General features: G+C 49.9%; 16 protein-coding genes. 11 read left to right on the forward strand and 5 right to left on the reverse strand.

The genetic code is table 11. From position 1 onward, the window contains the following. Positions 1–82: 82 nt before the first annotated feature. The 4 genes from AC50YL_RS20580 (at position 83) to AC50YL_RS20595 (ending at position 4,896) form a co-directional block, all read left to right on the forward strand. The gene (locus AC50YL_RS20580) at positions 83–1,075 is read left to right on the forward strand and encodes a CapA family protein (protein WP_494834342.1); all 993 of its coding nucleotides are present in this window, start codon (positions 83–85) and stop codon (positions 1,073–1,075) included. Positions 1,076–1,284: 209 nt separating this feature from the next. After that, positions 1,285–2,925, forward strand: a complete 1,641-nt coding sequence (locus tag AC50YL_RS20585) for a helix-turn-helix domain-containing protein (protein ID WP_494834343.1) — start codon at positions 1,285–1,287, stop codon at positions 2,923–2,925. A 130-nt stretch (positions 2,926–3,055) separates the two neighbouring features. Beyond that, entirely contained in the window at positions 3,056–4,078 is a 1,023-nt protein-coding gene (locus AC50YL_RS20590) for an ABC transporter substrate-binding protein (protein ID WP_494834344.1), read from the forward strand. Between the two features lie 14 nt (positions 4,079–4,092). Further along, entirely contained in the window at positions 4,093–4,896 is an 804-nt protein-coding gene (locus AC50YL_RS20595) for a hypothetical protein (protein WP_494834346.1), read from the forward strand. A 94-nt stretch (positions 4,897–4,990) separates the two neighbouring features. Here the strand turns inward: AC50YL_RS20595 and AC50YL_RS20600 are convergent, their stop codons facing one another. After that, positions 4,991–5,599 (reverse strand): TetR/AcrR family transcriptional regulator, encoded by a 609-nt coding sequence (locus tag AC50YL_RS20600; protein WP_494834347.1) that lies wholly within the window; start codon positions 5,597–5,599, stop codon positions 4,991–4,993. Positions 5,600–5,743: 144 nt separating this feature from the next. On the opposite strand from AC50YL_RS20600, the gene AC50YL_RS20605 reads away from it, so the two are divergent. Then, positions 5,744–6,604 carry an NADPH-dependent F420 reductase gene (locus AC50YL_RS20605; protein ID WP_494834348.1) on the forward strand — a complete coding sequence of 287 codons (861 nt, stop codon included), beginning with the start codon at positions 5,744–5,746 and terminating at the stop codon, positions 6,602–6,604. A 128-nt stretch (positions 6,605–6,732) separates the two neighbouring features. Here the strand turns inward: AC50YL_RS20605 and arsC are convergent, their stop codons facing one another. From arsC to AC50YL_RS20620, 3 genes are read right to left on the reverse strand one after another with little or no spacing between them, the layout of a single operon-like run. After that, a complete protein-coding gene (gene arsC, locus AC50YL_RS20610; protein WP_494834350.1) occupies positions 6,733–7,158 on the reverse strand; it encodes an arsenate reductase (thioredoxin) in 426 nt (141 codons plus the stop codon). 42 nt (positions 7,159–7,200) lie between these two features. Next, the gene (locus tag AC50YL_RS20615; protein ID WP_494834351.1) at positions 7,201–8,493 is read right to left on the reverse strand and encodes an arsenic transporter; all 1,293 of its coding nucleotides are present in this window, start codon (positions 8,491–8,493) and stop codon (positions 7,201–7,203) included. A 13-nt stretch (positions 8,494–8,506) separates the two neighbouring features. After that, a complete protein-coding gene (locus tag AC50YL_RS20620) occupies positions 8,507–8,821 on the reverse strand; it encodes an ArsR/SmtB family transcription factor (protein WP_494834352.1) in 315 nt (104 codons plus the stop codon). A 310-nt stretch (positions 8,822–9,131) separates the two neighbouring features. On the opposite strand from AC50YL_RS20620, the gene AC50YL_RS20625 reads away from it, so the two are divergent. Together AC50YL_RS20625 and AC50YL_RS20630 are read left to right on the forward strand one after the other, a co-directional pair. Continuing rightward, positions 9,132–9,479, forward strand: coding sequence for an ArsR/SmtB family transcription factor (locus AC50YL_RS20625; RefSeq protein ID WP_494834354.1), 348 nt, complete (start codon positions 9,132–9,134; stop codon positions 9,477–9,479). Positions 9,480–9,547: 68 nt separating this feature from the next. Continuing rightward, positions 9,548–10,345: an arsenite methyltransferase gene (locus tag AC50YL_RS20630; protein ID WP_494834355.1), complete on the forward strand. Its 798-nt coding sequence runs from the start codon at positions 9,548–9,550 to the stop codon at positions 10,343–10,345. A 176-nt stretch (positions 10,346–10,521) separates the two neighbouring features. On the opposite strand, the gene AC50YL_RS20635 is transcribed toward AC50YL_RS20630, so the two are convergent. Continuing rightward, entirely contained in the window at positions 10,522–10,923 is a 402-nt protein-coding gene (locus tag AC50YL_RS20635; protein WP_494834357.1) for a VOC family protein, read from the reverse strand. A 180-nt stretch (positions 10,924–11,103) separates the two neighbouring features. Between AC50YL_RS20635 and AC50YL_RS20640 the strand changes: the two genes are divergently transcribed. The 4 genes from AC50YL_RS20640 to AC50YL_RS20655 all read left to right on the forward strand — a co-directional run bounded on the left by AC50YL_RS20640 (position 11,104) and on the right by AC50YL_RS20655 (position 15,235). Continuing rightward, a complete protein-coding gene (locus tag AC50YL_RS20640) occupies positions 11,104–11,700 on the forward strand; it encodes a TetR/AcrR family transcriptional regulator (RefSeq protein WP_494834358.1) in 597 nt (198 codons plus the stop codon). A 137-nt stretch (positions 11,701–11,837) separates the two neighbouring features. Further along, positions 11,838–12,002 (forward strand): hypothetical protein, encoded by a 165-nt coding sequence (locus AC50YL_RS20645; RefSeq protein ID WP_494834360.1) that lies wholly within the window; start codon positions 11,838–11,840, stop codon positions 12,000–12,002. 161 nt (positions 12,003–12,163) lie between these two features. Beyond that, positions 12,164–14,095 carry a fructose-1,6-bisphosphatase gene (locus AC50YL_RS20650; protein WP_494834361.1) on the forward strand — a complete coding sequence of 644 codons (1,932 nt, stop codon included), beginning with the start codon at positions 12,164–12,166 and terminating at the stop codon, positions 14,093–14,095. 213 nt (positions 14,096–14,308) lie between these two features. After that, entirely contained in the window at positions 14,309–15,235 is a 927-nt protein-coding gene (locus AC50YL_RS20655; RefSeq protein WP_494834363.1) for an aminoglycoside phosphotransferase family protein, read from the forward strand. The last annotated feature ends 79 nt before the right edge of the window (positions 15,236–15,314 follow it).

The following is a 15,314-nucleotide window of genomic DNA, read 5'->3' on the forward strand; positions in this document are numbered from 1 at the left end:
TAAGCGGAGATTATCTACGGGATCGAACGATTTTCTTGCCTGCGAATAGAGTATTAGAACAGCTCGGAAAGGGGAAGCGCTCATGGCAACCATTACGGTAGCGGCAGTCGGCGACCTGCTGATGCGAGGGGTCATCATCGAGTCGGCAAGGGGTACAAACCGAATCAATCAGAAGGAAAGCTACGCGTTTCGGCCGATATTCGCGAAGGTCAACTCCCGTCTCAGAAAGCCTGACGTGACGATTGGCAACCTGGAGACGACCTTTTCCGGAAAACGCTGGTTCGCGCAAGGCGCCGGGAAACCTTACAAATACGAACGGGTAAGCCGCTTTGGCAACCCCATGTTCAATTGCCCGGATGCGCTTGCCCGTGCCTTGAAGCAGATCGGCTTCGATGTCCTGACGACGGCGAACAATCACTGCATGGACGGAGGCCCGGCCGGCTTGAAGCGAACGCTGCGCGTGCTCGACCAGCATGGTCTGCGTCACACGGGCACTGCCCGTTCGCCTAAGGAATCGAGGCGTCTTCTCATTGTTCGCGCAAAGGGAATCAAGCTCGGCATTCTCGCCTACACATACGGAACGAATAAGTTTTCGGTACCGGATCCATGGCTCGTGAATCGAATCCGAAACGACCGCATTCTGGCGGATTTAAGGCGGCTGAAGAAAAAGACGGATGCCGTTCTCGTCTGCATGCACTTCGGAACGGAATACAAGCGCACTCCGAATGACCGGCAGCGACGCCTTGTCCGGCTGCTGCTCGAGCATGGCGCTAATGCCGTGATCGGCGCACATCCCCATGTTCTCCAACCCGTTACGACGAGCAAGATCAAAGACGTCGATGGCAAGGTTCGCACGCGAGTCGCCGCTTATTCGCTTGGCAACTTCGTCTCGGACCGGTTGTACGGAAACGTACACACGCTGAGCGGGATGATTTTGACGCTGTCCTTTCGGAAGGATCGCAGCGGGAAGACCGATATCACGAAGGTCCGGAAGCTCCGAACGACCTCCAAGCAGAGCAACGCGAATGGGCGGTCCGTATTCCGAATCGTTCCGCATGCATCCTCCGAATCCTAGTGACGATTTCGATGCCGTAGTCCCATCAGCACATGGAAACCCGGAGCAATTCCCATGGCCAAGGTCCGTATGGGAGCACGCCCAAGCCGGGATAGCCGGCACAAGCCCCTGACAGGCATGTGCCGGTTTTGTTTGCGCGGATAGAAATTGCGGTCCGCATGCTCGTAAGCTAAAATGCTCTTAGATCGTACAAGGGCGGTGGACTTGCTTTGGATGACAGAAACAAGAATAACGAGCACAAATCATACGCCTCGCTGGAAGGCCTGGTATTTAAGCTTCGCGATATCGCGCATATCCATAATCACATGAAGGAGTGGGAGCTTAAGCTTCAATTTATCGAGAAACATATGATGCTCGTCATGGCCAGCGGTCAAGGCCGTATTCATATCGATGGACATTTCGCGGAACTTCGGCAAGGCTGCGTGTATGTACTAAAGCCGGGCCAACTCATCGAAGCCGCCGTTCATTCGCTCGACGAACGCGGGTTTTACGAGTTGGGTTTCGATGTTTACAGCGATGACCCCGCGTCCGCGCACGCGATTCAGAGGGTTAGACGGAACAGTTCGTTTCCGGTGCAAGGGGAGGTCAGCGTATCGTCGCCGGTGTCGGTTCATATCGCGTGCCGGACAATGGACCAATGCATGAAGAGCGGAGAACCTTTAAAACGCTTCCGGAGCCAAATTCTGTTCCAAGAACTGATCGAAACCATTCTGGAAGAGGCGCTGCTCCTGCAAGAAACCGGCTTGGATGCAGCTTTGGACTATGCAAAAGGCTATATCGAGCAGCACTATCGGCAGGAACTGACGATCGAACGGTTGGCCAAATTGGTAGGCATCAGCCCGCGTCATTTTATGCGATTGTTCAAGAAGCGGTATGGCACCGGCGCGATCGATTATTTGACTCTGTTCCGAATCAAACAGGCGCAGCAGCTCATTCGGACAGGCGGGCAAGATCGGCTCCGGGATATTGCGCGGCATGTCGGCTATCCGGACGATATTTATTTCCGGCGTAAATTCAAACAGGTCTCGGGTATACCGCCCGCGGCATTCATGAAGAACAGCAGAAGGAAGATCGTCGCTTATCATCACGCGAATATCGGGCAATTGATGGCCCTTCAAATCACGCCTTGCGCCGCGCCGGCTGATCATCCATGGACCGACTACTATAGAAGAAAATACGAGACGGATGCCGTATTGCCGCTCGGCTCGGTCGAACGGGTCAAGAAAGAGGAACTTATTCTCGCGGCCCCCGACTACATCATCGGGATCGACATCCATGCTTCGGTCGAGGAACAAGCCGAGATGAGGGAAATCGCACCGGCGTATTTCGTGCCTTGGCTGGCGCATGATTGGCGCATGCATTTGCGATTCATCGCGAACTTTCTTGATCTATCCGCCGCCGCCGAGGTGTGGCTGGATAATTATGATCGTAAAGCCCGCTTCGTAAGAGAAGAAGTCCGGGACGCGGTGAAAGATGATCGTTTCCTCATCCTGCGGATTACGGGAGAGGGCTGTACCGTGTTGGGCGGACGTAGTATAGCCACGGTATTCTACGATGATCTGCATCTGAGACCCGCGCATGGCGTAGATCGCATGAAACCGGACCAGCCAGTGGATCCGGCGCAGCTGGCGGCATTTGCGGCCGACCGAATCTTGCTTGTCGTGGACGAGGATTCTCTCTCCCGGTCCACGTGGCAAACCATATCGAATTCAGAAGCATGGAATAGGCTGGAGGCGGTTAGGAGCAATCGGGTAGCGTTCATTCCCGCTTATCCTTGGATCGAATACACGGCGTTTACGCATGCGCTCATGCTGGACGAAGCGCTCAAGCTTTGGCGGAATCGTGCATAAGTTTATGTCGTTATCATCAATATTCCGGAATTGAAAATTCAATTATACTCCTAATAGATGATAATGATAATCAATTTTAATTAGCGATTATCCTATCCAAATTAGCTTTTTCAGGAGGAGCACCGGAGAAATGAAGCGAAACATAGGTTGGGTCAGAGGGTTAGTGATCATGTTGCTCATTATGGTAAGCACGGCTTGCGGAGCGGCGAATACATCGTCGAACAAGCCCGATACGGCAGCCGAGAATGCCGGCAATGCCAGCAATGCCAGCAACATAAGCAATACGACCGCGGAAGAAACAAATCAAGCGCGCGTGGTCAAAACTTTGAAAGGGGACGTCAGCATTCCCGCCGACCCTAAACGGATCATTGGCCTGTCCGTCGTTTATCCGGAATTTTTGTACGCGCTTGGCGTAACGCCGATTGCCGTTCAAAACTATCACGCGGATTTTCCTTCCTATTTGAAGGAAGCCTTTAATGATACGATTAAAATGGGCATTGCCAGAACACCCGATTTTGAAGCCGTTTTGGCTGCCAAGCCGGATTTGATTATTGCGCCCACATGGTGGTCCGATAAGGATTACGGTCAGCTTTCCAAAATCGCGCCTACCGTTCTTCTGCCGCAGCGGGATAATTGGCGCGACGAATTACGGGATATCGGTGAAGTCCTCGGTAATAAAGAGCAGGCCGAAACGGCCATTCGGAATTTGCAAGCCAAGGAAGAGGAAGCCAAGAAGAAGCTCGACACGTTAGTCGGCGATGAGACCGTGCTTTATATGGAGATTATGGAAAAGGAAATCTTCATTTACGGCGAAAACAGCGATCGCGGCAAGTTTATTCATAACGAGCTTGGTCTGAACGCGATTAAAAATTTTCCGCAGGGCGAAAACAGCCTTTCGATTTCATTGGAGAAAATTCCTGAATACAACCCGGATCATATCATTCTGCAAATGAGCGACGAGTCCAACCAAGTCATTCAGGACCGATATAAAGAAATGCTGGACAGCTCTTTATGGAAGCATATGACGGCGGTAAAAAAAGATCAGGTTTATCTAATGGGAGGCGAGGAATGGTTTAACCTTGGCATGTCCCCGCTTGCCGATAACAACGCCGTTGACGACGTCGTTCATGCAATTGAACAAAAACGACAATAAAGGGAGGGCATGCAATGGGTACGATGGATTTGGGACAACTCGAGGAAAGGTTTTTTCTGACAGCGAGCGAGGCGGAGAATCCCGTGCTCATCATGCATGCGGCAGATTTATTAAACGAAGAAAAGCTGCTGCATGTCTTGCATGCATACGGTCCGCTGATCCAAGCATTAGAACGGCCCGAAACGGCGGCGTTCTTCGTCAGCTGGTATGCGGGCGTGTGCGCCGCGTTGCATCATATGTTATTTCACTGGAAGGACGTCGTCTTGGACGTGTCGCTCTCTAATTTGACCCTTCAATTAGTTGCCGGGCCATCGTATCCTCGGTTTTCATTTCGAATCAACGATTATCGATGCAGAGAAATTCAGGCTGAAGACCGCAGCGCTTGGATCAAGACGCTGCTGGATTCCTTTTACAGGGAACAAGCAGCACCATTGATCCGATTGCTGGCACGCCTGGCTCGTATGAACCCAATCGCGTTGTGGGGGCAGATCGTGGATGCCGCTTATGATCAATTGGAAGAGGAGCTGGGCGAAGTTACGGACGAGGAACGAAAGAAGGCCATCATTTATCACTTCCAGAGACGGCTGATCGAAATCGATGCCAGTGCGTTCGGACTTCCGAAAAATCCATTTGCAACAAAGCGCAGATATATTGAAGATGCTGAGAATCCGAACAAGAAAACGGCATTGAAGACGGCTTGCTGCCTTGCGTATTGCCTACCTTATCGCCGGAATACGGCATTTATCTATTGTTATACTTGCCCCCGCCTGAAAGAGAAAGATCGTGCGATAATGAAAGCGAACGGCCAGTACTCGTAGTTGCTAAGAATAAATATCGGTTGGAAGAAAGGCTGGACCAAGGCGCATAAGACGCCTTGGTCCAGCCTTTTTTATAAGTCGGCGCCTATGAACCTCATCGAAGACCTTTGATTAGCGCATCCACGTATTTTTCGCTCTCTTTGCCGAGGTCATAGTCAGCATCGGATAGACACCACGTGATGCAGGCGCCTGTCAAAAAAGAGTAAACATAATGAACGATTTCTTCCGTGGATAAATCTTTTCTGAATACGGACTGCGATCTCCCCTCGTCGATCGTTTCAAATAACAACTCCTGTTTGATGCAGTCCGAAAAAAACGAGCCTTCGGTTGATTTAAGGGAGAGGTAGACAACGTAAGTGAGTTTGGTAAGTTCTTCGCCAACGATGACGGGAAATTCAAGCGCAACCATAATAAACGTTTTTAGTTTGTCTGCAGGAGAAGCCTCTTTATTCTCCTGCAAATAGTTCCCGAAATTCTCTTCCATATATTCGGACATGTCGTCTCGGTACAGCTTTTTGACGATGTCTTCTTTGGACTTATAGTAGATGTAAAACGTCCCTTTGGAAATCTCGCACTTCTCGCAAATTTCATCGACCGTAACGTTGCTATATCCCTTGGAGAGGATGAGTTCTTTCGCTACGGCGAAAATTTTTTTCTTTGTGGCCTTTCCTTTCAGTTGCCGACTCGTTTCTTTTTTTATCATCCCATGTTCACCCCACGCTTAAACTATAACGCATGTCCGGGGATTTGACAAAACAAATATGACCGTAGTATGATGACTTCAGTCAATGACCGCGGTCATAATTGGCTAACAGCATACAAAACCTAAGAAAGAAGGTTGTTCAATATGAAAATTGCCATTGTCGGAACGGGGAATGTCGGAGGCAGCCTTGCCCGGATTTTCACTCGAAAAGGACATGCGGTAACGATCGCCAATTCGAGCAACTCCCCGGCTTTGCACGAATTAGCCAAGGAGACAGGAGCAACGGCTGCAACGGTCCTGGACGTCGCTCAAGGAGCCAATGTCATTATTATCGCCATTCCTACAAAAGCAATTCCCGATTTGCCCGCGACATTCCTCGATCGAATCGCTCCGGGAGCGGTTGTGATCGATGCCGGCAATTATTATCCTTTGCACCGCGACGGCGCAATCGAGCCCATCGAGAACGGGTTGCCCGAGAGCCGCTGGGTCGAGCAGCAAATCAAGCATCCGGTCATCAAAACGTTCAATGCCACGAACTGGTATAACCTGACCGAAGAAATTCAATCGGGACTTACTCGCCGCTTTGCTTTGCCCGTGTCCGGCGATGATGCTGCGGCTAAGGCAATCGTATCCGAGTTGGTATCCGAGGCAGGCTTCGATCCCGTAGATGCCGGCGGTCTGGACGAATCCTGGCGCCAGCAGCCCGGATCGCCTGCTTATTGCACGGATCTTGGCGCCGAAGACCTGCGTAAAGCTCTATCCCAAGCAACCCAGGAGCGGAAACCGGATTCGTCGGGCGTCCGCGCGAGCGAAGAAGAACTGAAAGCGGCAAGGGAGATGTCAATCGCGTTTTTCAAGAGCTTCGACGACGCGATTCAAGTTCTGGCGGAATCGAACGAATGGTCAGAAGCGGTTGCAACGAAGGGAATCGTCGATCAATTTATATCGGGCAAAAACCCGGGAGAAATTCTGGCACACGTATTCGAGCATAAACGATTGGCTTAAGCAAGGGTTCAGGATCACGACATTCGCATGCACAAGAGCGCAACTGGCGAATAATGCCGTTGCGCTTCTTCTTGTCCATATGGATAGTGGGCGATGGATCCTTCGGCTAATTGACGAAGCCGTTCTGCTTATTCACCGTCTTTCAGGAATTGCCCGATACGGGCTTTAATGGCGTCGCGCACGTTCCGGAATTGAGCCATAATCTCTTCTTCCGTCCCAGTCGCTTTGGCAGGATCCTCGAAGCCCCAGTGCCATTTGACAACATTCTTGTTCAAGATTACGGGGCAATGCTCGTCGGCATGCCCACAAAGCGTAATGACGTACGTTGCGCGGTTTAACGTCTCCGTATCGATGACATTGGAACTATTGCCGCTGATATCAATACCGGCTTCATTCATGACCAGGACAGCACGAGGATTCAATCCGTGTGCTTCAAGCCCTGCGCTTTTTACTTCGTATTTGTCGCTTCCGAGGGCATTCAGGAAGCCATCGGCGATTTGGCTGCGGCAGGAATTACCCGTGCACAGAAAATAGACAAGCGGTTTGTTGCTCATTTTGAATTACCCCTTCGCGTTGAAATGTTAGTTAACGAGAAATTAGCCTACGACTTTTAACCAAAGATAAAGTCCGGATAGCGTAATGAACAACACCGGAACCGTTAGCATAATGCCGGTCTTGAAGTATGCGCCCCAAGAGATCTTCACGCCTTTGCTGGATAGCACATGCAGCCAGAGCAAGGTTGCGAGCGATCCGATCGGCGTGATCTTGGGACCCAAATCGGAACCGATCACATTCGCATAGATGAATGCTTCGCGAATGATGCCCGTCGGATTTGTACCGTGAATGGCAAGCGCGTCGATCATGACGGTCGGCATATTGTTCATGACGGAGGAGAGAATGGCCGCGATGAAACCGGAACCTATGGTTGCGACGAACAATCCTTGTTCACCGGTCCATTTGAAGAGGTTGCCCAGCTCATCCGTCAAGCCAACGTTACGAAGACCGTAAACGACGACATACATACCGATCGAGAAGACAACCACGGCCCATGGCGCGCCTTTAACAAGCTTCCAGGTGTGAATTTCCCGGCTCCTCCTGGCAAAGAACAAGAAGACGAGTGCCGCTGCGCCTGCAAAGATAGATACCGGCACCTCAATAAACTCGCTCGTTAAATACGCGATGAGCAGGACGGCAAGGATGATCCAAGAGATCTTGAATAATCTCATGTCCTTAATCGCATCGACCGGTTTCTTCAACTGAGCCATGTCGTATTGCTTCGGTATGCTTCTCCGATAGAACAGGAAGAGCACCAGCAAACTGGCGGCGACCGAGAAGAGCGTCGGAACGATCATTCTGCTGGCATACTCCGCGAATCCTACGCCGAAGAAGTCCGACGACACAATGTTCACGAGGTTGCTGACGACCAGCGGAAGCGAAGCGGTATCGGAGATGAAACCACTTGCCATGATAAAGGGAAGTATCATACGTTCATCAAACTTCAGGGCCCTTACCATTGCCAGGACGATCGGCGTCAAGATGAGCGCGGCACCGTCATTTGCGAAGAATGCGGCAACCGCGGCACCAAGCAGGATGACATAGACGAACATGAGATTGCCGTTCCCCTTGGCAAAGCGAGCCATGTGAAGCGCTGCCCACTCGAAGAAACCAATCTCGTCGAGTATAAGCGAGATTAGAATAACCGCCACGAACGCAAGCGTGGCGTTCCAAACAATTCGGGTTACGTCCCATACATCGTGAAAGTCGACGACGCCAAAGATTAGTGCGATGACGGCTCCACCGCATGCGGACCAACCGATGTTAAGGCCTTTCGGCTGCCAGATAACAACTACTAACGTGATGATAAAAATAATCGGCGCAATAGCCAGCATAGTTCCTCCTGAATCAGGTACAATCTTGTGATTTCATCGTATTGATTTGTTCCTCCAAGGAAGGAAGCTGATCGATAACCTGCTTCAAATAAGGCTTATCTTCCACATTTAAGGAATAATACACCCATTGGCTTCTCCGTTCCTCATTGATGAGACCGCCCGTTTTTAGTTTTTTCAAATGCTGGCTGACGTTCGGTTGCGAAGCTTCCAGAAAATCGACGATATCGCAGACGCACATTTCTTTATGTCGGAGCAGCGCCATGATCGTCAATCTGGTTTTATCGGAGAGAAGCTTGAGGGATTCCGACACTGCTTCGATGGATTGCATATTCATCCTCACTCCTTTCCAGTCCATTGGGTTTTCGTTGTTTATTATACACGCCTGATTATATAAGTAAATCATTATATAATTGCATACTAATATTTGAATTCGAAATAACAGTTCAATAACGTCCGTTAACAAACGTTGTTGCGCAAAAAAACCGGTGATGAAGTTGAGAAGTGCTAAATCAATTTATTTTGATTCACACTTGCGTTTCCCTTTTTTCCATGTTACACTTGCTACATCAAGATAATTTGATGAATGGCTTTGGTGCTTACAAAGGCAAACATTACTCGTTGTGAACGGAGGCGATTCGATGATAAAAGAACTTCCGGTCAATGTATCCGGAGAAATGGTCGATTTTGCATCATACGAAGCGAAGTTCAAAGCTTTATCCGATCAAAAGCGGCTGCAAATCATGTATGAATTGACCCAGAAAGGCAGCGTATGCGTTTGCGATCTGGCGGAAATCGTGGAGATGCCGCAATCCAAGTTGTCTTATCATTTGAAGATTTTGCTTGATGCCGGGCTTATTAAACGCGAGACGAAAGGCACCTGGAGCTACTACGAATTGAACCAATCCGAAGTAAACCGGCTGCTCTCGCCGGAACTGTGCTGTATATTCCGCAAGACGGAGGATCGTCAGAGTCGCTGCTGCAGGTAAGCCGACGCCGTGGGTTTCATTTACCTAATAAATCAAAATAATTTGATTTAATCTAAGGAGAGATCTAAGTGAGCCAAGTACAAAACGATCAAGTACGTGAGCATGTACGCAATCGCTACAGGGAGATAGCCGTTCAGGATATCAACGATTCGAGCTGCTGCTCGCCGACTTCAGCACATTCGAGCTGTTGCGGCAATGTTGACGTAGTATCCGCCAAACTCGGTTATTCGAGCGAAGAGCTATCAACGGTTCCTCAAGGTGCGAACCTTGGTCTCGGATGCGGTAACCCTCAAGCCATTGCTTCGCTTCAACCCGGGGAAGCGGTTCTTGATCTCGGAAGCGGGGCTGGATTCGATTGCTTCCTTGCTTCGAAACAAGTAGGGGAGACCGGTCAAGTCTTCGGGGTAGATATGACGCCGGAAATGATCAGCCGTGCCCGTGGTAATGCAGTAAAGAACGGCTATACGAATGTTGATTTTCGACTCGGCGAAATCGAGCGTTTGCCTATTTCGGATTCATCCATTGATGTCATCATCTCGAATTGCGTGATTAATTTGTCTCCTGATAAACAGCAGGTATTCAATGAGGCTTTCCGGGTATTAAAAACGGGGGGACGACTCGCGATTTCGGATGTTGTTGCAACCTCGGAGTTTCCAGCTGAGGTCAAGGGGAATCTAGACTCCTTAGCGAGCTGCATTTCCGGCGCATCGACAGTCAATGAGGTTCGAGCGATGCTGCAGGCTAGCGGGTTTAATGATATCGTTATCGAACCGAAAGACGAGTCACGGGCGTTCATTAAAGATTGGGCTCCAGGTGCGAACATTGAAAATCATCTTCAATCCGCTGTTATTAAAGCTACAAAATAAACTCAGCTATGGGATTCATCGTTTATTGTCGAGGTTACATGGATTCGCTAATTTATCCGAGCAAAAATGTTTTTTGATCAGCACTTCAAATTCAAACAGCCGCCTACCGGATATAGAAACCGGAAAGCGGCTTTCACATTTACTGAGATGAGGGCACTTATAAAAAACAACAAGCGTTAAAGCCTGCCGAACCGCTCGAGCGCTTCCTCGGTAACCGGAGCGAAGAGGTTGACGAGGTTGCCGTCGGGGTCGCGAAACAATGCAGAGCGGTTTCCCCATGGCATCATGGTCGGTTCCTGTACCCATTCGTCCACAAGCGGCTTCAAGCGCGTGTACTCGGCATCGACGTCGGGGACGCGAAACTCGATGATGACGGTGCGGTTGTCGGCCGCGCGCGCGGAACCGGCGCCGAATAGCTGCACCGTCTGGGAGTGACCGATCGCCAGGGTACACGTTGGCAGATCGAACTCGGCGAAGACAGGGGCGGGGCGCTTTGCCAAAACACCCGTAACTTTCTCATAGAACACGACGAGTCGATCCAAGTCGTCAGTAATAATGCGTACAGAAGCGAAATTCACGAGACAACATCCTCTCAATATTTTAATGATACGATACCGTATCGTATCGTATCATATTGACCTGGCGAATACAAGCAAACCGGGATCCCCTGCGCCAAGCATGCGCTCATGGTATAATGTGAAGGACTTTTATTTACGTACAACGAATCCAAGTCTAAGTACGTTTATGTTGGAGGGAAGATGGTGACTACGTCTCATAAATCTGAAAGCGTGCCGTCGGCCAATCTAAATAAACGCGTCGAACGTTCACGACATGCCGTCCTGACCACTGCGTTTGAACTGCTAAGCGAAGGCGGCGTAGCCAGCTTCTCCGTCGACGAGGTGGCGCGTCGTTCCGGGGTCGCGAAGACAACCATCTACCGCCACTGGCCGACGCGCGAAGCACTGGTCATCGATGCCTGTTCGCGGATGATTGCCGAGCAGGAAACGCCCGACACCGGTTCGCTCGAAGGTGACGTCACGGCTATCCTGTTGGAAATCGCGCATCTGCTGCCGACGGCGAATTGGTCCTTCGTCCTGCCGTCGATTATCGACACAGCCGAGCGCAATCCGGAGTTCGCGGACATCCACAGTCGGATTCAGCGCGGACATACCGCCCCGCTGCGAGAGGCCCTGCAGCGCGCGGCAGACAGAGGCGAGCTGCCGGCACACGCCGACGTGTCAACCATCGTCGCAGCCCTGATGGGACCGCTCTTCTACCGCCGCTGGTTCTCACGCGAACCGATCGACGACCCGTTCGTAAAGGCGATCATCCAACGCGTACTCGCTTCACTGTAGTACGAGACGCCTGCCACTGCTTGGCCGACGCTATTGACATATTGTTGTCAGTAGTGTTTTTATAATCGGATAAGTTTGCCGATATGGGAAAAGATACAGAATGGGGTTCCATCATTTGGAGAAAGGAATGATTTCTGATGAACAATAACGAAACAACGGATCCAATACAACATGTTAACCAAGACGAGAAGAAAAACGCGCAGGCGATGAATGAATCGGGCATCGACTATATCTGGGGCAGCGACCAAGATGAACTCGTCCAGAAGCAGGAGAACGAAGAGGAGGAGGAGAAGGAGGAGTAGTCCGTGAATTAACAAGGTACGCGTGCAAAAGCGATGGGAACAGCTCCATCGCTCTTTTGCATTGCTGCGCCGAGTAACGCTGACGAGCAGGATAGCATGGGAAGTTTTAGTTATAATAGCTGTTAGTACGCGTACTATTTGCTTGAAAGGGGACATCTGTTTTGGATGCGCAGTTTCTAGATTTATTGGCCCAGGAATACGATACGGAAGAAAAAGTCGTAACGGAAATCATCAACCTTGAGGCGATCTCCAATCTTCCCAAGGGCACGGAGCATTTCGTCAGCGATTTGCACGGGGAGTTCCAGGCTTTTCAGCATGTACTCAGAAACGGTTCGGGTACCGTAAAAGAGAAAATCAAAGCTTTGTTCCGCGAGGTTTGGACGGATCATGAAATCAATGATTTCGGTGCGTTAGTTTATTACCCGGAAGAAAAAATACAGCTGGTGCAAGCAGACCTGTGCAATAAACAAGCCTTGAACCAATGGTACAGACAAACGATCGAACACATGCTTAAGCTCATTTCATTTGCCTCTTCCAAATATACGCGCGCGAAATTGCGTAAAGCGCTGCCGGAACAGTTTGCATATATTGTAGAAGAACTTCTATACAAGACGGATTCGACCAACAATAAGGACCCCTATTATGAGGAAATCTACCGGCAAATTATCTCCTTGGGCCAGGCGGACAAGCTCATTATCGGCCTTGCATATACGACTCAGCGCCTGGTGGTCGACCATCTTCATGTGGTCGGAGATATCTATGACCGCGGGCCGGACCCCGATAAAATCATGGACACGCTGATCAACTACCATTCCGTGGACATTCAGTGGGGGAACCATGATGTCCTGTGGATCGGCGCCTATGCGGGTTCCCTGGTCTGCCTGGCGAATATTATCCGGATCTGCGCCAGATACGACAATCTGGATATCATCGAAGACGTGTACGGAATCAATCTTCGCCCGCTGCTGAACTTGGCGGAGAAGTACTATGCGGACAATCCGGCCTTTAGGCCGAAGCTGCAGACCGACCATAACGGTTCCGAGCAGGAAATCCTGCAGATAACCAAAATTCATCAAGCCATTGCCATGATCCAGTTTAAGCTTGAAATCCCGATTATCAAGAGACGCCCCTTCTTTAATATGTCCAGCAGGCTTATGCTGGAGCAGATCGATTACGACAAAACGGAAATCAAAATCGGCGGAAAAACGTACCCGCTGGAAAACACCTGCTTCGCAACCGTCAATCCGCAGCAGCCTGAACAATTGCTGGAAGAAGAAGCGCAGGTGATGGAGAAGCTGCTGTTCTCCGTTCAGCATTCCGAAAAGATGGCCAGACATATGAATTTTCTCATGAAAAAGGGGAGCCTTTATTTAAAATACAACGGGAATTTATTATTTCACGGCTGTATTCCTTTGGATGACGAAGGAAACATGGAAGTCATGCAAATTGAAGACAAGACGTATTCGGGCCGCCAGCTGCTCGATGTGTTCGAATATTATTTACGTTACGCCTTTGCGCATCCGGAAGAGACGGATGATCTGGCTACGGATATGGCATGGTACATCTGGACAGGTGAATGTTCCTCGCTCTTTGGAAAGAGAGAAATGACCACCTTTGAACGGTACTTTATCCAAGACAAAGAAACCTATAAGGAGAGAAAGAACCCCTATTACCATTTGCGCGAAAATGAGGAGATCTGCCGGAAAATCCTGCTGGAGTTCGACATGAATCCGGATCATGGACATATCATTAACGGCCATACGCCGGTAAAAGAAATTCGCGGCGAGAACCCCGTTAAAGCAAACGGGAAAATGATCGTCATCGACGGCGGTTTTTCCAAAGCTTATCAATCCACGACGGGCATCGCCGGCTATACCTTGTTGTTTAATTCCTTTGGCATGCAGCTCGTTGCCCACCAGAAATTCAATTCAAAAGAAGACGTGTTATGTAACGGAACGGACGTATTGTCCGTAAAAAGGCTGGTGGACAAAGAATTGGAACGGAAGCTGGTGAGGGAAACCAACGTCGGGGAGAAGCTGCTGCAGAAAATCTCCAATTTGAAGAATCTGCTGGAATATCGCTACATGAAATGAACCAACTGACATCCGCAATATCTAACCTTGACCACTCCCTTAAAACAACTTATTATGGTAACAAATGGTGAATGCGGAATATGTGCAGCGATGATGATGACTGTGTTCGAAAAGCCGTGAATGAACAATGTTCATCCGCGGCTTTTCTCTGTTCGCTCACTGTTTTTTGTTTTTGCTGAACTCAGACTAGTTGAATATAAGGGAGATGGGACGATGACAGCTTACGAGAAACCTGGGTTGGACATGCGAGAAATCGAAATCGTACTATTGAAACATCTCGGACCCGGTGCAGCCGAGATTACGCCATTGGCCGGCGGCAACTTGAGCAGCGTGTTTGCCTTCGTACACGAAGGCAAAGGTTATGTCGTGAAATTTAGCGATCTGGAAGGGGCATACCAGACGGAAAGCTATGTCGCTGCATTGCTCTCTGGTCAGGGCATCCCTTTTCCAAAATGTTTCGCGCTCGGGAAAACCGGCCGAATGGCGTACACGATCTTGGAGCGGATGAACGGACGCAATCTAGGCGATTACCCGGCTGAGGAACAGGTCCGTCACTTACCGGAACTGATCGGTATTTTGATCAAGTTGGCCGCTGTGGACGTCGGAGCAACGAACGGTTACGGATGGATCGGGGCTGACGGTCATGGCGTTTACGATTCTTGGCAGGAATTCGTCGTTGCCTTTAATGCTGAAGATCAGACGGGGACGTTTTGGGAGAACTGGCACGATCTGTATCGAACGTCTTGCTTGGAGAGAGACGTATTCGAAGAAATCTATAACCGCATGTTGGCCTATGCACCGTATAACGAACCTCACAGGGATTTTATTCATGGGGATTTCCACCAGTGGAATATTTTGTCCGACGGCGCACGGATCACCGGCATCATCGATGGGAATTGCCTTTATGGCGATTCTCTCGTGGATCTTGCGATTCTCGATCGACATCTGCCGTCGAGCGGCGTCATTCAAGCATATCAAGACTATCAAGCGAAAGTCGGAATCTCCATTCCTGATTTTAAGGAGAGACTGCTCGGCGCCTATTATTTCAAGGGCCTGGATGGACTGCGATTTTACGCTAAAATGGGATGGCGTGACGCCTATGAAGGCACGCGGCATTTTCTTCTACATCTGAAAGCTTGATGGACAGGTCGGCATGTTTGATTTTGCCATCGGGACAAAAAATCCCTAAGGAAGACCTTGGTCAAGTCGTCCTTAGGGA

It is taken from the genome of Paenibacillus sp. J22P277, assembly GCF_059383675.1.

Bases quoted from the DNA above. Each gene is read 5' to 3' on its own strand.
- AC50YL_RS20580 (WP_494834342.1), top strand. From the start codon at position 83: ATGGCAACCATTACGGTAGCGGCAGTCGGCGACCTGCTGATGCGAGGG.
- AC50YL_RS20590 (WP_494834344.1), top strand. From the start codon at position 3,056: ATGAAGCGAAACATAGGTTGGGTCAGAGGGTTAGTGATCATGTTGCTC.
- AC50YL_RS20595 (WP_494834346.1), top strand. From the start codon at position 4,093: ATGGGTACGATGGATTTGGGACAACTCGAGGAAAGGTTTTTTCTGACA.
- AC50YL_RS20600 (WP_494834347.1), bottom strand. From the start codon at position 5,599: ATGATAAAAAAAGAAACGAGTCGGCAACTGAAAGGAAAGGCCACAAAG.
- AC50YL_RS20605 (WP_494834348.1), top strand. From the start codon at position 5,744: ATGAAAATTGCCATTGTCGGAACGGGGAATGTCGGAGGCAGCCTTGCC.
- arsC (WP_494834350.1), bottom strand. From the start codon at position 7,158: ATGAGCAACAAACCGCTTGTCTATTTTCTGTGCACGGGTAATTCCTGC.
- AC50YL_RS20615 (WP_494834351.1), bottom strand. From the start codon at position 8,493: ATGCTGGCTATTGCGCCGATTATTTTTATCATCACGTTAGTAGTTGTT.
- AC50YL_RS20620 (WP_494834352.1), bottom strand. From the start codon at position 8,821: ATGCAATCCATCGAAGCAGTGTCGGAATCCCTCAAGCTTCTCTCCGAT.
- AC50YL_RS20625 (WP_494834354.1), top strand. From the start codon at position 9,132: ATGATAAAAGAACTTCCGGTCAATGTATCCGGAGAAATGGTCGATTTT.
- AC50YL_RS20640 (WP_494834358.1), top strand. From the start codon at position 11,104: ATGGTGACTACGTCTCATAAATCTGAAAGCGTGCCGTCGGCCAATCTA.
- AC50YL_RS20645 (WP_494834360.1), top strand. From the start codon at position 11,838: ATGAACAATAACGAAACAACGGATCCAATACAACATGTTAACCAAGAC.
- AC50YL_RS20655 (WP_494834363.1), top strand. From the start codon at position 14,309: ATGACAGCTTACGAGAAACCTGGGTTGGACATGCGAGAAATCGAAATC.